The organism is Rhodopirellula sp. P2 (genome assembly GCF_028768465.1).
Taxonomy (GTDB): domain Bacteria; phylum Planctomycetota; class Planctomycetia; order Pirellulales; family Pirellulaceae; genus Rhodopirellula.
On sequence record NZ_CP118225.1, the window covers coordinates 1,272,392 to 1,288,439 of the forward strand.

A 16,048-nucleotide genomic window follows, 5' to 3' on the forward strand; every position below is an offset into this window, starting at 1 on the left:
TGAAAGGTGGAACCGAGGCCAACACCGGGGTGCTGGATCGGCGACCCTTTCCGGGTCGAGGAGTCGTCGATGGATCCGACGCACTAAGCAGGTCGACAGGAATGATCGGGTGCAACGAAGTGAGCCGTTTGGGCGTTAGCCCCGGTTGTACGTGGGAGCAACGACGCTACTCAAAAAAACAAATGCTGAAAGACTCCTGCCGAATTGCTTAGCTCATCAACTCGGTGATTGGAGTTGCGTCGCTGACCAAGTGAGTGGGGCGTCCTTCGCCGGTGTACATCATTTGGCCCGGATCGATGCCCAGTTTTTCATAGATCGTGGACACAAAGTTTTCTGGCGAGAGGACTCGTTCGACGGCTGCGTAACCCTGCCGGTCGGTCGCCCCGATGACTTGTCCGCCAGTCGTTTGACCGCCGGCAAACACGACGCTCATGGCGTTGGACCAATGGTCTCGTCCACCGCGCACGTTGATCTTGGGCGTTCGTCCGAACTCACCCAAGACAACCACCAAGGTGCGTTCCAGCATGCCTTGTTCTTTGAGGTCGGAGATCAGCGCCGCGACGGTGGCTTCAAATGGCGGCAGTTTCTTATCCAGTGCATTGAAGATGTCGACGTGATGATCCCAGCCACCGCTGTAAAGCGTCACGAAGGGAACGCCTGCACCGACCAGTCGTCTCGCCAGCAGGGCTTGTTGACCAAACGGGTTCCGCCCGTAGGCATCGCGAATCGCGTCGGATTCTTGGTGAATGTCGAAAGCGGCCTGAGCTTCTTTGCTGCTGATGATTTGCAGGCTCTGTTGATAGAACTCATCGACCGCCAAGGTTGGGTCGGCGACGCTGGCGTCATTGAAACGCATCATTGTGTCGATGCGTTTTCGGATTTGTTGTCGAGAACTGAAGCGGCCATCGGTCAGTCCGGTGGGAATCGTGACATCACGCACGCGAAAGCTAGAACGGTTGGGATCGTCGGGAACCACAAAGGGTGCGTACTTGCTGCCTAGGAAATTCGGCCCGCCCGATCGCGACATCCGGGGCAGCGAAAAGTAGGCGGGGATCCCATGGGGCGCGCCGATCTCTTTGGAGACCACACTGCCCAAGCTGGGATGGAAACTGACAAACGCACCACAACCAACAGGGATGCGAGGCGGGGCCCCGGTCATCATGTAGTGATTGCCGGCGCCGTGGTTGCCTTGGTCGTGTCGAATCGATCGAACAATGGCCAGGTCATCGCTGATCGCCGCCATCTTTTGCATCGGTTGGGCGAACTGAATCCCAGGGGTCTGGGTCGCGATTGGCTGGTAGGCACCGCGAATTTCGACGGGCGCATCAGGCTTCGGGTCAAACGTTTCGTAGTGACTGGGCCCACCGTCCATCCAGACCAAAATGCAGGCATCCGCTTGAGCGTTTTTGCGGCGCGAACCTAAACCCTCCGACGCGCGTGCTTGAGCACTCAGCGCCCCCGAGAGGCCTCCGCCGATCAGTCCGCCAAGACCCAATTTCAGACCGTCGCGGCGCGTCAGTCCTTCACAGTTTGTCCAAGTGTTCGACATGGTTCATCAGTTTTGGATAATAAACTCAGGCGAATTCGTCATCGCCCAGATCAAGTCTTCAATGACGCGCCGCCGGTTCTCTTCGGTGGCGACGTCGTCCTTCACATCGCTGCTTGGATTCGCTTCGTCGCTTTCGCTGGCTTCGCGAATCAGTGTTTCGGCAAAGCTTTGTTCGTCGGCGTTTGGTTTTCGCGAAAAGATGGCCAAGTACAAATCCGTGACGATGTCCGCGGGTGATGAGTCACTTTGGGCCAGTCTTGCGGCACGTCCCGAATCACTTCGGATGCGTGTGTCCAGTTCCCGTGCGTTCATCAAGTGCAGCGTCTGGGTGACCGACGAATCGGGGATGCGTTCGCAGGGCGGATCCTTGTTCTCGTCGGGTCTGCCAAACGTGTCCAAAAACGTTGAGTCGATTCGGTGCGTCCAAACTTGGTTGGCTCGCGATTCGGGAGCGAGTGCAGAAAACGATTCAGACGTTTCCGTCACATCCGCGACGGCTTGGGCCAGCACCTCGGCTCGCAACCGATGGCGGTAGTGGCGCGAGTAGTTCAATCGGTCGGCTGCGTTGGTTTCGTTGGGAACGGAACTGAGCGAGTAGACATTGGAGAGCACGATGGTCTTGATCAAGTTCTTTTGATCGAAACCGGATTGTTGAAAGTGCGTTGCCAAGGCATCCAGCAGCGCCGGGTTGCTGGGCGGGTTGGTGCTGCGAAGATCGTCGACGGGGTCGACGATGCCTCGGCCCATCAACTGTGCCCACACGCGATTGACGTGAACCTGGGCGAAGTAATCGTTGTCCGGGGAGGTCATCCATTCCGCGAGTGCGTCCCGTGGGTCCGAGCCCTCGGGCACGTCGGCTGTTCCGAACAGGGGCGATGGAGGCAGCACTTCGTCGGTCACCGGATGTTTGACGTCGCCCTTGGTCGAAGCGTAAACGATTTCTTCACCGCCGGAGATTGGCGGGGACAAACCTTTGCCTTTGCGACCGACTCTGCCAAAGTAGGCGGCGAAGGAATAGAAGTCGTGCTGGCTCCACTTTTCAAACGGATGATGGTGACACTTGGCGCATTCCAATCGGACGCCGAGAAACAATTGGCTGACCAACGTGGCAACTTCATCGGGGCTGCGTCGATCACGGAACAGTGTCACCGCTCCGTTGTGCCAGGTGCTGCCTTTGGCTGTGATCAGACGCCGTGCAAATTCGTCGTAGGGAACGTTCTCTCGAAACTGCTGGCGAATCCAGTTGTCATAGTTCAGCACCGCCTTGATTCCGACGCGATAGGGATTGGGACGCAGCAGGTCAGCCCATTGGTTGGCCCAGTGATCGATGTATTCGGGTTGATCGAGCAGCTGGTCCACCAGCTGCTGGCGTTTATCGGGATCTTGAGAATCAAGGAATTCGCGAGCCTCTTCCACCGTCGGTGCTCGACCGATCACATCGGTGTAAACGCGTCGCAAGAACGTTGACTCGCTGGCCGGATCCGAAACCTGGATTTGAAGTTGGTTCAGTTTGTCATGGACCAGATCATCGATGAAATTCGCACGGGGTTGTTGATCGTAAAAACCTTCTGGCAATGCCGTCGTTCGCGGGATGCTGACGTTGGCCACACAAATGTGATTCATGTAGCGAGCCATCACAGCGGTCTCGCCTGGAATCGGCCCGGCGACGAGCTTTCCCGTGGCGTCGACCGATGTGATCGCGTCATCGTTGGATAGATACCCGGTCAACGATGTGACATCTCTCTGGCTGCCATCGCTGTAGTGAGCCACCACCGCAAGCTGAGCCGTTTCGGATGGCTTGAGCAGGAATTCGGTCTCGGCGATTTCAACGGATGTCACCGAGGGTTCGTCTGCCAATCGACGCGGCGCTCCTTGACGAATCCAAGCGGTCAGGGTGGCGTAGGCCTTCGACCCCACTTCGATTTTTCGACCACCGCCATGCGGCCATTCCGCGGTCGCTTTTTGAACCAACAGGCTGGACTCGGGAGACCGGATGGTGAGCCGTCGCCCGCGGGCTTGTCGAACAATCGCGTCGTAATCGAAATTGGAATCAAATCCCAGCAATGAGAGCTGGAACCCGTTCTGACCGCGTTGTTTGCCGTGGCAGGCACCTGCGTTGCAGCCGTGAGCAGCCAGGATGGGCTGGACGTCCAATTCGAAACTGACCGGCGTTTCCACGACGACGGGTGATTTTGAGCCGTTTGGCAACGTCTGATTGGACGCAGTCGCTGGCAACGTCGGATCCGCGAGCACTTTGCTGGGACTCGCGATGCTGAGGCAGATGACCCCCAACAACATCGCTGCAATGGCGACGTGAATGGGCGACAACCTTGGGGAAAGGCGATCAGACATGGCGGGCGGGAGGTGGGTGGGGTCTGGGGAGGGACCCTCAGCATAGCCAATTGCGGAGCGCCGTTGGGAACTAATTTTCGCGAGGCACAGGATCGACCGCGTTGGCAACATCGCAACCGCTCAACCGGAGTCGCACCAGCAGATCGTTGAGAGCCGGGCGAGCGGTTGGAACTTCGGGCAAATGGGACTGCTCGTGGGCCTCCTCCAGTTGCCGAACCAATCGCTCAAATTCGCCGGCATGAAAGTCAAGGTCGGCGGCATCCAGGGGGCCTTTCTCCGGCCCGGTTTGCTTGCGATCGATCAACTCATCAATGTACGAGAGTCTCGCGATTTGATTGAGTGTCGCGAGGTTGGACTCGACGACGCCCGCCCGCATCAATTGTCATCACCTCTTTCTGAGCGACAACCTGCGTGCCCGGTGAATGGATCAGCGAAGCGTTTGTTGAATGGGACATTGAATTTGACTGTCACGATGAAACTGGGTGGTCTTGATTGTAGATGGTGGGTCGCTTGGGAAGGCTCAAGGTTTGGTTGACGTTTTGTTGAAAATGAGGTCCGGAAGTTTCAGGTACCGTTCGCTTTGTTTTGCCGGGCATCGGTCTCTTCCCGAGAAAAATGCCGCCGTCTGGGCGAGGAACTACGAAACAGGAGAGTGTGGCTGACGGACGGTTCAAAAGAAAAGGCATTGTCAGGGAGCCATAAGGTTGTATAGTGCAAGTAAATGACTCGAGTCGATCGACGCATTCGCAGATCGGAACGGATTCATTGATTGACTTGATCGGAGAATGAACATGGACCACGAAGAACGACCAGGATTTTTGTTGAGCCGGTTGGCGTATCTGTTTCGAATCCGAGTCACCGAGGTTTTGAAAGAGGCCGGGCTGGATCTCTCAGTGGAAGAATCATCGATTTTGATGGTGTTGCACGAAGCCGGTGAACCACTGCGTGCGGGAGATTTTGCGAAGCTGGTGATGCGTGACATCACGACGGTTACGCGGCAGGTCGATGGCTTGGTCGAGAAGCGGTTGGTCTCGCGGGAACGCGATCCAAACGATGGACGAGTGGTTCTCGTTCGCCCGACCGCCAAAGGCACCAAGCAAATGAAAAAACTGATGCCGTTGGCGGAAGCACTTCGGCAGCGTTTGAAGTCAGGGATCAGTGCCCAGCAATGGAACACCACCATTCAAACGATGCAGCGAATGCAGGAAAACTTGATCGACTGAAGACGCAAATGGCAAGTCGATTTGCAAACGTTTTGGTGACGTTTGCGGAAGCGAAGCTTGGCGATCGGTTGCCGCATGGCACCTCATTGAAGCCATCACTCACTCTGGAGACGAGACCCATGAATTGGAAAGCACGACCTTGGATTGTTGCGAATCTGTTGACGCTCGCATTGCTTTGGGCGGCACCTGCTGTCGCTCAAGAGAACGCGGCGACGGTGAAGTTGATGGAACAATCGAAACAGTTTGAAGAAGAGATTGTTCGTGTTTCGGGCAACGTCTACATCGCGGTGGGGTACAGCGTTTCGAATGTGACGATGATCGTTGGCGACGATGGCGTGGTGATCATCGACACGGGCGTGTCACTGGAGGATGCCGATCGGATCGTGACGGAGTTTCGCAAACTCAGCGACAAGCCAATCAAGGGGATTGTCTTCACGCACTCCCACGGGGATCACACGGGCGGTGCGGCAGCGTTCTTTGGGGATGAACGTCCGCAGATCTGGGCTCACAAGAACTTTGGCAGTGAAGCTCAACCGTTGGTCGCGGGCGGCGTGACGTTTCAAAGCGTGCGAGGTGCGAGGCAGGGCGGGTTCAAGTTGCCGCCCGAGCAACGTATCAACAACGGCGTTGCACCCGTTCGATATCCCAAGCGAGGTGGTCACGCTTTCGCTTCTCGCGCAGAAACCAAGCCGACTCACTTGTTGGAAGACGAACGACAAACGATCAAGATTGCTGGCATCGAACTCGAATTGGTTTCTTCGCCGGGCGAGACCAACGACCAACTGTTTGTTTGGTATCCCGCTGGAAAGGCATTGTTTGCTGGTGACAATTTCTACCGATCGTTTCCCAACCTGTATGCGATTCGGGGGACACCCAATCGCAGCGTGCGTTTGTGGGCTGAAAGCCTGGGCAAGCTAGCGGCCAACGATGCGGATGTGCTGGTTGGCGGTCACACCAAACCGATTCTGGGAGCTGACAAAGTCAAGCAGGTTCTGGAAGACTACCGCGATGCCGTTCAGTACATTCACGACAAAACCGTCGAGGGAATGAACCAAGGAATGACGCCCGATGAACTGGTCGGGTATGTGCAGTTGCCAGAAGATCTGGCCAGCAAAGATTACTTGCAGCCGTTCTATGGGCATCCCGAGTGGGGAGTTCGTAGTGTCTTCAGCGGTTACTTTGGCTGGTACGACGGCAACCCATCGAATCTGTTTCGATTGTCGCCTCAAGCGGAAGCCGAGCGAGTCGCCCAACTGGCCGGAGGCCCCGACAAACTGTTCGCGGTCGCGAAGGCTGCGTTGGCCGACGATGACAACCAATGGGCAGCGCAGCTTGCGGATCACCTGCTGGCAATCGATGGTGATTCTGCTGACGCGAAGTCGCTCAAGGCCGATGCGTTGACCAAGCTCGCTGGCAAAATGGTCAACGCCACCGCGAGAAACTACTACCTCACGGTCGCCCGCGAACTTCGCGAAGCCGTCGCGGTGAACTAGAATCACGAGATTTCACGCCGTCCTTCCAGTTGCTGGAACAGCTCTTCGCTTGGTGCGGCCTGCGATTTACGATAGCGTTGTCCTTCTCAAGCACGAATCGGTCGTTGGTTTTGAGGTGTGGTTGAGACTGGGGGCAGCCCGATCGTATTCGAGGACGATCCTTGATTGTAAAAGAGGCTTGATCCGTTTGATTGCCCAACCTGCTTCTACACTGAGAGCCCGCCACTTGTGAGTCAGCCACCACCACTCCCAATGCTGATCACTGGCATTGCTGGTGTACCAGGGTACAACGCGTTGCACTATTTCCGGTCGTTGTACGGTGATCAGGTCATTGGCATCCGGCAACCGTCGATGTGGCCGTTGGTCGGGGAAGGCGTGGTGGCTTGCGATGTCGAGGACGCGGATCAAGTCAATGCATTGTGGGCGAAGTACAGGTTTGCAAGCTTGTTGAACTGTGGCGGAAGTTGTCGGCTAAAGTCCTGCGAGCTGGATCCGGAAATGGCGCATCGCGTCAACGTCACCAGCACGGAAAACATGATCCGTGCGGCGGTTCGCTACGACGCGCAGGTCATTCATCTGTCCATCGATTTGGTCTACGCCGGTCGCGAGGACCGGGCGTACCTCGAGGATGATCCGCCCGATCCCGTCACGGTGTACGGGGCCAAAATGGTGGAGGCGGAGCAGGTTGTTCGTCACTTGAGGCCGGATGCGTGTCTGTTGCGAATTTCGCTGCCGATGGGAATCAGCTTCAGCGGTCACGCTGGGGCGATCGATTGGATTTCATCCCGATTCAAACAGTCCAAGCCGGCCACGTTGTATATCGATGAAGCCCGCACCCCGACCTACACCGATTGTATGAATCGGTTGTTCGCTCGGCTGTTGTCGCACCCCATTGAGGGAACCTTCCACGCTGGCGGGACGCGGCGGTTGAGCCTGTATGAGATCGCACAAATCGTCAACGTCGTGGGCGGTTACGATCCCGATTGCCTTCAAGGATGCCCGCGGATGGAAGCCGGGCCGATGCCACCGCGTGCTGGTGACGTGGCAATGGATTCCTCCAAGCTAGCCGACGCGATTGGGTTGGAACCATTCACTCCTTGGCCCGCCGACGATGCGCTGGTGCCGACCGATCCGGAATGGCACTACCGGATGGGCAAGCAGTTTGGCGGCAGTGAATCGGCTGTGCATCGACTGCTGTACTGCAACCCCAATCGCCCCGGAGTGGTGCCACCCAGCCGAGACGAGCTTTGGGGCGAACGATTCGGCAAGCAATGAGCTGGGGAATCAGTGTTAAGCAGGTCGGCTGGAATGATCGGGCACAACCATGTGAGCCGTTTGGGCGTTCGCCCCGGTTGCGTGTGAAAACCGTGGCTAACGCCAACGGCTCACATACCCGATGACACCTGCGTACCTGCTTAGGTACCCAGTGACGAAGCATTCCCCTTCTTCAGTTGAGTGGCTTGGCGAGTGTTGCTTCGATGGCCTGGATGATTTGGGCGTTCTTTTCGGCGTCCAGTGCATCGGCGTGTGGCGAGCAAAACTCTCCGGTGTCGTTGTTGAAGTATTGGCCTGATGCGGCGGCGAAGTCATCGTCCAAGCTGGCGCGGGTAAGGATTTTCGAGCCGATACTGATGTCTTGGCCCGGGACACCAAAGGCTTGCTGAACCATTTTGCTGGCCAGCAAGGAACCTGGGTTCACTGCAATGATCGCCGGGCCGTCGGTGCCCAGGGAATCTGCCAGCCCGCGGGACCACATGGTGAGCGCAAGTTTGCTTTGTGAGTAAGCGTCCAGATCGCTCAGCAGGCGCTCACCACGAAAAGCGTCCATCGCCACGGGAGATTGGGCGGAGGAAGAGAGGTTGATGACTCGGCCCTTGGAGTCCATTCGCGGCAACAAGCGTTTCGTCAGCAGGTACGGCGCGAGGGTGTTGACGACGAACCGAATGTCCAGTCCGTCCGGCGTGAGCGGATCCGGGGTTGAGAAAACGCCAGCGTTGTTGATCAGCACGTCCAGGTGATCGTGTTTAGCGGAGACCGCTTCGGCCAGCGTTTCCACTTCGTTCATGCGGGACAGATCAGCGACGTAGCGTTCCATCACAGCGTCATTGGAAAGTGGCCGCAAGGACTGTTCCAATTGCTCGAGTTTCTGGGCATCGCGGCCGTGCAACAAAACATGGTGGCCGAGGGAGACCAGCATCTTGGCGGTCGCCAGTCCAATGCCGTCGGTGGCTCCGGTGATCAGAATGCGTTTCATCAGGGACTCATTTCGTGTCGAATTTTGGAAGGGCTTCGTTGGCGATTGGCGGCACCATTGAATCAACATCGGCTGGGTTCAATCCTAGGTCCAAAGCGCTCGGATTGACACCCATCGCTGTGAGGCCGCTGGCGCAAAATGCCGTTGCAGGGCGGCTAGCGAGTCTTTTTGCGTCCATCTAATTCTCGATGACGACTTTGCCCATGGCCTTGCCGCTTTCCAGTCTCGCGTAGGCTTGGCCTGCTTCTTCCAAGGAGAAGTTGGTCTCATCGAGGACGGGTTTTAGCTCACCGGACTCGGCGATCTCAGTCAGTTTGCGGAGGATCTCACCATGCTGTTCCCGTTTGTGGTTGTGCAGCATGGGGATCAGCATGAAGACAACGTGAAGAGACAAACCCTTGAAGTGAGCCGGTGTGAGATCCAACTCGCACATCGAAACGGTGGTCGCGACTTGCCCGTTGAGTGCAGCGGCTTCGAATGAGTTGGTCAGGTTGGCTCCGCCGACGGAATCAAACACCACCTCGAATCCCGCCCCATCGGTGTATTTGGCAACGTATTGCTCCACCGATTCGGTTTTGTAGTTGATGCCTGTCGCACCCAGATTTTCGATCAGAGCAAGTTGTTTGTCACCGCCGCCAGTGGAATAGACGTCGGCTCCAAAGTGCTTTGCCAATTGCAACGCGACATGTCCTACGCCGCCTGATCCACCATGCACGAGGACTTTCTGGCCGGCTTGGATGCCTGCGCGAACCAGACCTTCGTAGGCGGTGATCGCGACGAGTGGCAAGGCGGCGGCTTCCTTCATCGACAGGTTCTTTGCCTTGTGCGCGATCAAGTCGGCATCGGCAACGATGTACTCGGCCAACGTGCCCGGCAAATCCGCCAGTCCGCCAGCGCACCCATAAACTTCGTCGCCGACGGAGTAATTCTGCACACCTTCGCCAACGGCTTCGACAGTGCCGGCAAAGTCCATTCCGAGGATGGCGGGTGCATCAGGTGAGAGAGGCAGGTCCTTTCCCATCTTGCGAATCATCGTGTCGACCGTGTTGACGCTCGAGGCGGCAATCTTGACCAGGACGTGCCCCGGTTTGACTTCGGGTTGATCGACATCGGAAGCCTCGAAGGGGGCGTTCTCACCGTAGTTCTTGATCAACATGGCTTTCATGAGTGGTTTCCTTTGAGTCGAGATTGGATCGGACGCGAAAGGAGTATTTCGTTGTTTTCGCGGTCGCCTGACTGTTTGTTTGTCAGTACGGTGTGATAATAGAGGTAGGTGCCAACTCGGCAAGAACGCACTTTTTAGGCCTATAGGCACAAAATGGATACTAATGGAAAATCCCGGCACTCGAATTACGAACTGCCGGCTTGTCCCGTGGAAGCAACGCTGGAATTGATCGGCGGCAAGTGGAAAGGCATCGTGCTTTATTACTTGATGGTCGATGGACGCCTCCGATTCAGCGTTCTTAAACGCAAAGTCGGCTGTGTCACGCAGAGAATGCTGACCAAGCAACTTCGCGAATTGGAGAGCAGTGGGTTGGTCAATCGAATCGTCTACGCCGAGGTGCCACCGCGGGTCGAATACGAATTGACGGAAGAGGGCGAGTCGCTCAAGCCCGTGTTGTTGGCACTGAAGAAGTGGGGCGAAGCACACGCGTTGCCGTTGTTGGAAGAACGCGAACGTCGCAAGGCAGTGGAAGCGTCGTGAGGTGTGGCTCGGCTAAATCGAAGAATCAAGCTCGCGCGAATGGGTTTGCCGGCAGTCGTTCGACGCGGTCTGGCAACCGTTGTCATTCCGGGGTGGTGCTGATCCGGAACAGCGTGGATCCGGCTATGCCTAATCGAGCTTGAGTGCAACATTGGTGATCAACGACATCTCAGTGGCGACTCAAGGACAAACGACATGGATTTGAAATTAGGCGGCAACGTGGCTTTGATCACGGGTGGCGCGAGCGGGATCGGATTGGCGACCGCGAGAATGTTTGCGGAAGAAGGCTGTTCGCTTCAGCTTTGGGATGTTTCGCCCCAAGTCGAAGAAGCGGCGAGCGAGTTGCGAGAGCTGGGCGTGAAAGTCGGCACGCAGATCGTCGACATTGTCGATGAAGAACAGGTCAAACACGCGGTCAGTTCCTGCATGAATGAACACGGACGTCTCGACCATGTGGTGCACTGCGCTGCGATCGGGTCGGGGAAGTTCGGCTTCCCGTTCACCCACGTTGCTCCAAGCGATTGGAAGCGAACGCTGGAAGTCAATGTCATCGGGATGGCGAACGTCGCTGCAGCACTGGCTCCGCCGTTGGTTGAGCAGCGGTCGGGATCGTTTGTGTTCCTCGCATCCATCGCGGGACAAATGGGGTCGCAGACCGATCCGCCGTACAGTGCCAGCAAAGCAGCCAACATTAACTTTGCGCAGTGCATGGCCAAAGACTTGGCACCGCACAATGTTCGGGTCAACACGGTTTGTCCGGGGATGGTCAAGACACCGCTGAACCGATCGGTGTGGCAGGCTTGGTACGAACGCACCGATCCTCGCGACCAACTTTCTTACGAAGATTGGACGGAGCAGAAGATCAAAAACGTGATCCCGCTCGGACGTTGGCAATCCAGTGAAGACGTCGCCGCGATGATCGTGTTTCTCTCGTCAGAACGAACCAAAGAAGTGACCGGCCAAACCATCAACGTGGATGGTGGTTGCGTGATGCACTGCTAGGAGCATCGAACGATGAAGCGATGCCGAGGGACTTGATTCGGGAAGCGGACGAGAGGGCGTCCTGCCGTGGAAGGCGGAGACGTCCGCTTCGCGATCCACTTTGCCGCCGCATCGCTGCAAAGTCCTGCGGGTGTTGTTGGTCGGAGAGGTTTCGCAGGTCAAAACGCAAGCGGATTTGACGATCGAATCCGATTTGTTCGCTGGATTTCTTGACCAGCAGCAGGTCCTCGGGCCCCTTGCGGATGTTGGGATTCGTTTGGACCCAGATGTCTCCACCGTTCCCTTGCGCCGCGATGATTTGGGTGAGTTGTCCGGAGTTCTGTTCGAGTGGCACTCGGTATTCGCTAAGCAGGTGTCATCGGGTATGTGAGCCGTTGGCGTTAGCCACGGTTTTCACGCGCAACCGGGGCTAACGCCCAAACGGCTCACATGGTTGTGCCCGATCATTCCAGCCGACCTGCTTAGCGGACAAAATTTGCTGGGGCAGCAACCAGGCGGATGTTTGTTCGGTCAAGCTGCGTGTCTCTCCCGTTGCGGCCACTTCGATGTCGACTTGTCCATCGAACACCTCGACCACCGACGCCCCACCGGATTTCACCGACACACCGAAGCTGGTCCCTTGATCAATCAGGCGGCCGTTGGGGGTGTCGACCACAAAGCCTCGCAAGCCATCGCGAACGGTGATCACAGCGGTCCGTGTGGGTGTCCAGTTGGGTTGCCACCGCGGTCAAGAACTCATCTGAAAATTGCAGACGGCTGCGTTGTTGCTTTTGCCGCCACGCTCTCATTTGATTGAATGCGACGCGACAGGACCACGCGGTGAAATTGGGGCCCCATTCGAAGTCATCGAACTTTCGCCACAGAACCAAATCGGTTTCTTGCAGGACCTCTTCGACATCGTTGCGGTCATTCATCAGGCTCATCAGGTAGGCAAACCGATGACGACGGGTTTGCCCGAGCAACCGCACAAACTCTTCGGTGTGATCGATGGGACCGGTGATCGACGCATTGTGTTCGGGAGTTTCGTGAGATGAGTTCATGCCGTTGATCAATCGCGGTTCGGACGGTGTGTTGTCATGCAAAAGAAGACAGCCGATGGGACGCCTTTTTGGACAAAAATGTGGGGGCAATCTCAAAATGGTCGATAATTCATGTCCAATGTTTCCGTGTTCCGCTATTTCACGGCAGTTCAGCCACCTTGGAACGATTCTCACACCGAAACCCTTTGAGCTCCCCCATGCAATCTCTGCGGCGTCTCATTTTATGCTGTTGGTTCTTGTTGATCGTCACGAATGCAAAGTTTGCTGGCGGCCAGCAGCCACCCATTCGGACGGATCTGTTCATCAGTGGCGTTCGCCCGCACCTGACGACGTATGGTATCTACAGCCAAAACGGGGCGCATCGGAAGTCGGGACACAACGAGTGTGGGATCGGAGCGATTGTGCCGTGGGCCGGCAAGCTATGGATGGTCAACTATGCACCGCACATGCCAGGTGGCAGTGAGCACAAGTTGTTCTCCGTCGAACCGGATCTGACCAAGCCCCTGAATGTGCATCCCGAAAGCGTCGGTGGAACACCAGCGGGGCGGATGATTCACGAAGAGTCGCAGCAGTTGCTGATCGGGCATCACTTGATCGATGCCAAAGGCAAGGTGCGAACCATTTCTCCCAGCGACATGCCGATGCGAGTGACGGCGATCGCGCGGCATCTGAAAGATCCCGAGAACATGGTGTACTACATCGACATGGAAGGGGCCATTTGGGAAGCCAATGTGCACTCCTTGGAGGTCAATCGGTTGTTCAAAAAGCCCGTTCCGGGTTGGCACGCGAAGGGCGGCTACACTTCGCAAGGACGTTTGGTGATTTCCAACAACGGGGAACTGCACGTTGGTGACTACAAAGATGTTTTGGTCGGTGGCGAAGCCAAGGACGACGAAGAACGTGGCGTGCTGGCGGAGTGGGATGGCGAGACATGGCGGATCGTTGAGCGTCGGCAATACACCGAAGTCACAGGACCCAAAGGCATCACGGGCGGCAGTGATGGAAATGAGCCGATTTGGTCGATGGGCTGGGATCGACGAAGCGTTCGTTTGAAGTTGTTGGAAAACGGAACGTGGCACACTTATCTGCTGCCCAAGGCTGCCTATTGCAACGACGCCAGTCATGGTTGGTACACCGAATGGCCGCGAATCCGTGAGATCACAGACGGACGTTGGATGATGGACATGCACGGCATGTTCTTTGATTTTCCGAAGGGGTTTTCGGCGGCCAATTCCAAAGGCTTGCGTCCCATCGGAAGCCATCTACGCTACGTTCCTGATTTTTGTGCTTGGAACGATCAGTTGGTGCTGGCATCGGATGAAACCAGTGTTCAAGGCAATCCCTTGGCGGGCCAACCACAAAGCAATTTGTGGTTTGGTGACTACCAGGATCTGAAGACTTGGGGGCCCGCGTCAGCTTACGGTGGCCCCTGGATTGATGATGAAGTGAACGCGGATCAATGGACGGATCCTTTCCTCGTCGATGGTTTCCAAACGAGAACGTTGTATCTGGCGGTTGGCCAGTTGAAATCGAAGCCGGTGGTCGCCTTGCGAGCGACGGATCAACAAGCGATCACATCGATGCCCGAGAAGCTGAGCGTGCTTCCGACCGTGACGGTGCGACGTGGCAATTGGACTCGGCCGGCAAAGGGATATGCCTTTGAAGTTGATCAGCCCGTCACGGTTTACTTGGCCGTGGATCATCGAGGTGACCCGCCCATGTCATCGGACTGGCAGTTGACGCAGATGGAAGTCCGGTGGGGCAATGGGCACCATGATCGGGTTTACAAACGATCGTTCCCCGCTGGGAAAGTTTCCGTTCCCGCCAATGAAACCGAGCACACACCCGGATCGTTTGGGATGCCGCACACCGCGTTCGTCGAAGGCAACGCGACGGTGAAAACGATTCGAGGTGAAGGAGCGACGTTGAACCAACCGCAAGCTTCGCAGCAATCCAAGAAATTCGCCGTGCCTGCGGATTCATCGGTTCAGCTCACCATGCAAATCGATCCCAATGGAACGAACGAGTGGGTTGGTTTTCGTGAATTTTCGGTGGCTGGTGGAGACAGCGTTGTGGAGACGCTTCCCGAAGAGTTGGGGGCCGTTTGGGTACGGTTCAAAACGGATCGCGATTGCATCGCGACCGCGTTTTTGCATCAAACATCCGCCTATCCAAATCAGCAGCGTCACGAGGAACTGTTTGCTGGATTGGCTGACGTGGATGATTCGCAAGCCGTTGAAGCATTGGTCTATCCCGCTCAACGCAGTCGTGACTTGCGGTTGCTGACGGCTGATGGAAAGGCATTTGAATTCACGAAAAACGCCTTTCAATTCGAGTCAGATGAATTTGATTCGAAGTTGGCCGAGAAGCTGCAAGTGGAACCGGAGTTCACGGTGGATGAAGCTTCCGACATCGTTCGATATCAGGGAAGAAATTATCGACTGCCCAAGGGCGACGCGATCTATGACAAGCCCTTTGAATCGGGTTGGCCTCGCGCGCTGCGAGAAGTGGAATCAGAACGCACGATCGCGAATATTCATGGGACGTTTTATGAAGTGCCGTTGGTGATCAATGGCGCTCCGCCGGCTTGGAATTTGATCCGGCCGGTGTCGAGTCATGGAAAACGGATCTCGGACTATTGTTCTTGGAACGGATTGTTGGTGCTGGCTGGTGTCAAGCAAGACGCAGCAGCGAGCGAGCATGTGTTTCGTGATTCGGCGTCCGGAATGGGGATTTGGTTTGGTGGAGTGGATGACCTTTGGAAGTTTGGCAAGCCGGTCGGACACGGGGGCCCCTGGAAAAACTCCGACGTCCGGGCGGGGAAACCATCGGACGCCTATCTGATGCGGGGCTACGACAAGAAAGCACTCGCACTGTCGCACACCGACACGACTCCGGTAACGATGACCGTGGAAGTGGACTTGGACGGTGAAGGTCGGTGGATCCCGGTGAAGGAATTGGTTGTGCCCGCCGGAAGCACGGTCCGGCACGAGTTTCCGGTTGGTTTCGCTGCGTGCTGGGCACGTGTTGTCAGCGATTCTGACACGACCGCGACGGCGATGTTCGATTACAGGTAGTCCGCCGTCGGTGGGGCCGCGCGACTTGGCATTTGCACGAAACGCCCTATCGGATTCATGTTAAAAAGAAACGACGTGTGTCCGTGTTTTGAAGGGTGGGAGTGGAATGGCGAACGAGGCGTTGGATCGAGATGGATACTGGGTTCTTCGCGGTGCGGTGACGCCTTCCGAGGTGGAGCATCTGCTGCAGGTGTTCACGCAATTTTTGGTTGCGGAGTCCAAGTCCGTGCGGGCTCGGTCCAGTCGCGGGCATGTCTATGCCGCACGCAACTTGATTGACAGCACTCCGGACGCTATCGCTTTCCGGTTGACTCAATCAACAGGCTGTTAAGTCGCGGTGGATCGCATGGCGT

14 protein-coding genes and 1 pseudogene are annotated in these 16,048 nt (G+C 56.6%); 7 read left to right on the forward strand and 8 right to left on the reverse strand.

Annotated features, from left to right (window positions below; genetic code table 11):
- Positions 1 to 208: 208 nt before the first annotated feature.
- The 3 genes and pseudogenes from PSR62_RS04445 to PSR62_RS04455 form a co-directional block, all read right to left on the reverse strand.
- Positions 209 to 1,549, reverse strand: coding sequence for a DUF1501 domain-containing protein (locus PSR62_RS04445; protein ID WP_274406611.1), 1,341 nt, complete (start codon positions 1,547 to 1,549; stop codon positions 209 to 211).
- Positions 1,550 to 1,555: 6 nt separating this feature from the next.
- Positions 1,556 to 3,847: a DUF1549 and DUF1553 domain-containing protein gene (locus tag PSR62_RS04450; RefSeq protein WP_338020279.1), complete on the reverse strand. Its 2,292-nt coding sequence runs from the start codon at positions 3,845 to 3,847 to the stop codon at positions 1,556 to 1,558.
- Between the two features lie 124 nt (positions 3,848 to 3,971).
- Positions 3,972 to 4,280: pseudogene (locus PSR62_RS04455) on the reverse strand (DNA polymerase beta superfamily protein); the annotation flags it as partial.
- A gap of 406 nt (positions 4,281 to 4,686) precedes the next feature.
- Here PSR62_RS04455 and PSR62_RS04460 point away from each other — a divergent pair.
- From PSR62_RS04460 to PSR62_RS04470, 3 genes are all read left to right on the forward strand, one after another.
- Complete coding sequence (locus PSR62_RS04460) at positions 4,687 to 5,124, forward strand: MarR family winged helix-turn-helix transcriptional regulator (protein ID WP_274406614.1); 438 nt, start codon at positions 4,687 to 4,689, stop codon at positions 5,122 to 5,124.
- A gap of 119 nt (positions 5,125 to 5,243) precedes the next feature.
- Positions 5,244 to 6,617: an alkyl/aryl-sulfatase gene (locus PSR62_RS04465; protein WP_274406615.1), complete on the forward strand. Its 1,374-nt coding sequence runs from the start codon at positions 5,244 to 5,246 to the stop codon at positions 6,615 to 6,617.
- A gap of 252 nt (positions 6,618 to 6,869) precedes the next feature.
- Positions 6,870 to 7,892 (forward strand): SDR family oxidoreductase, encoded by a 1,023-nt coding sequence (locus PSR62_RS04470; RefSeq protein ID WP_274406616.1) that lies wholly within the window; start codon positions 6,870 to 6,872, stop codon positions 7,890 to 7,892.
- Between the two features lie 172 nt (positions 7,893 to 8,064).
- Here PSR62_RS04470 and PSR62_RS04475 read toward each other — a convergent pair whose 3' ends face one another.
- Positions 8,065 to 8,871 (reverse strand): SDR family NAD(P)-dependent oxidoreductase, encoded by an 807-nt coding sequence (locus tag PSR62_RS04475; RefSeq protein WP_274406617.1) that lies wholly within the window; start codon positions 8,869 to 8,871, stop codon positions 8,065 to 8,067.
- Positions 8,872 to 9,049: 178 nt separating this feature from the next.
- Complete coding sequence (locus PSR62_RS04480) at positions 9,050 to 10,036, reverse strand: zinc-dependent alcohol dehydrogenase family protein (protein ID WP_274406618.1); 987 nt, start codon at positions 10,034 to 10,036, stop codon at positions 9,050 to 9,052.
- A 153-nt stretch (positions 10,037 to 10,189) separates the two neighbouring features.
- Between PSR62_RS04480 and PSR62_RS04485 the strand changes: the two genes are divergently transcribed.
- Positions 10,190 to 10,576 carry a winged helix-turn-helix transcriptional regulator gene (locus PSR62_RS04485; protein ID WP_274406619.1) on the forward strand — a complete coding sequence of 129 codons (387 nt, stop codon included), beginning with the start codon at positions 10,190 to 10,192 and terminating at the stop codon, positions 10,574 to 10,576.
- Between the two features lie 195 nt (positions 10,577 to 10,771).
- Complete coding sequence (locus PSR62_RS04490) at positions 10,772 to 11,578, forward strand: SDR family NAD(P)-dependent oxidoreductase (protein WP_274406620.1); 807 nt, start codon at positions 10,772 to 10,774, stop codon at positions 11,576 to 11,578.
- Here PSR62_RS04490 and PSR62_RS04495 read toward each other — a convergent pair.
- The 3 genes from PSR62_RS04495 to PSR62_RS04500 form a co-directional block, all read right to left on the reverse strand.
- Entirely contained in the window at positions 11,544 to 11,912 is a 369-nt protein-coding gene (locus PSR62_RS04495) for a hypothetical protein (protein WP_274406621.1), read from the reverse strand. The two genes, PSR62_RS04490 and PSR62_RS04495, sit on opposite strands and share 35 nt — an antisense overlap.
- Before the next feature lie 75 nt (positions 11,913 to 11,987).
- Positions 11,988 to 12,266 (reverse strand): FecR domain-containing protein, encoded by a 279-nt coding sequence (locus PSR62_RS25600; RefSeq protein ID WP_338020133.1) that lies wholly within the window; start codon positions 12,264 to 12,266, stop codon positions 11,988 to 11,990.
- The gene (locus PSR62_RS04500; RefSeq protein ID WP_274406622.1) at positions 12,202 to 12,618 is read right to left on the reverse strand and encodes a sigma factor; all 417 of its coding nucleotides are present in this window, start codon (positions 12,616 to 12,618) and stop codon (positions 12,202 to 12,204) included. The genes PSR62_RS25600 and PSR62_RS04500 overlap by 65 nt, the downstream gene beginning before the upstream one ends.
- Before the next feature lie 197 nt (positions 12,619 to 12,815).
- Here PSR62_RS04500 and PSR62_RS04505 point away from each other — a divergent pair, with 197 nt between their 5' ends.
- Positions 12,816 to 15,695 (forward strand): hypothetical protein, encoded by a 2,880-nt coding sequence (locus tag PSR62_RS04505; protein WP_274406623.1) that lies wholly within the window; start codon positions 12,816 to 12,818, stop codon positions 15,693 to 15,695.
- Positions 15,696 to 15,801: 106 nt separating this feature from the next.
- Complete coding sequence (locus PSR62_RS04510) at positions 15,802 to 16,026, forward strand: hypothetical protein (RefSeq protein ID WP_274406624.1); 225 nt, start codon at positions 15,802 to 15,804, stop codon at positions 16,024 to 16,026.
- Positions 16,027 to 16,048: the final 22 nt, after the last annotated feature.

Coding starts and splice junctions, on each gene's coding strand:
- PSR62_RS04475 (WP_274406617.1), bottom strand. CDS start 8,871: ATGAAACGCATTCTGATCACCGGAGCCACCGACGGCATTGGACTGGCG.
- PSR62_RS04510 (WP_274406624.1), top strand. CDS start 15,802: ATGGCGAACGAGGCGTTGGATCGAGATGGATACTGGGTTCTTCGCGGT.
- PSR62_RS04500 (WP_274406622.1), bottom strand. CDS start 12,618: ATGAACTCATCTCACGAAACTCCCGAACACAATGCGTCGATCACCGGT.
- PSR62_RS04460 (WP_274406614.1), top strand. CDS start 4,687: ATGAACATGGACCACGAAGAACGACCAGGATTTTTGTTGAGCCGGTTG.
- PSR62_RS04445 (WP_274406611.1), bottom strand. CDS start 1,549: ATGTCGAACACTTGGACAAACTGTGAAGGACTGACGCGCCGCGACGGT.
- PSR62_RS04505 (WP_274406623.1), top strand. CDS start 12,816: ATGCAATCTCTGCGGCGTCTCATTTTATGCTGTTGGTTCTTGTTGATC.
- PSR62_RS04490 (WP_274406620.1), top strand. CDS start 10,772: ATGGATTTGAAATTAGGCGGCAACGTGGCTTTGATCACGGGTGGCGCG.
- PSR62_RS04470 (WP_274406616.1), top strand. CDS start 6,870: ATGCTGATCACTGGCATTGCTGGTGTACCAGGGTACAACGCGTTGCAC.
- PSR62_RS04480 (WP_274406618.1), bottom strand. CDS start 10,036: ATGAAAGCCATGTTGATCAAGAACTACGGTGAGAACGCCCCCTTCGAG.
- PSR62_RS04465 (WP_274406615.1), top strand. CDS start 5,244: ATGAATTGGAAAGCACGACCTTGGATTGTTGCGAATCTGTTGACGCTC.
- PSR62_RS04485 (WP_274406619.1), top strand. CDS start 10,190: ATGGATACTAATGGAAAATCCCGGCACTCGAATTACGAACTGCCGGCT.
- PSR62_RS04450 (WP_338020279.1), bottom strand. CDS start 3,847: ATGTTGTTGGGGGTCATCTGCCTCAGCATCGCGAGTCCCAGCAAAGTG.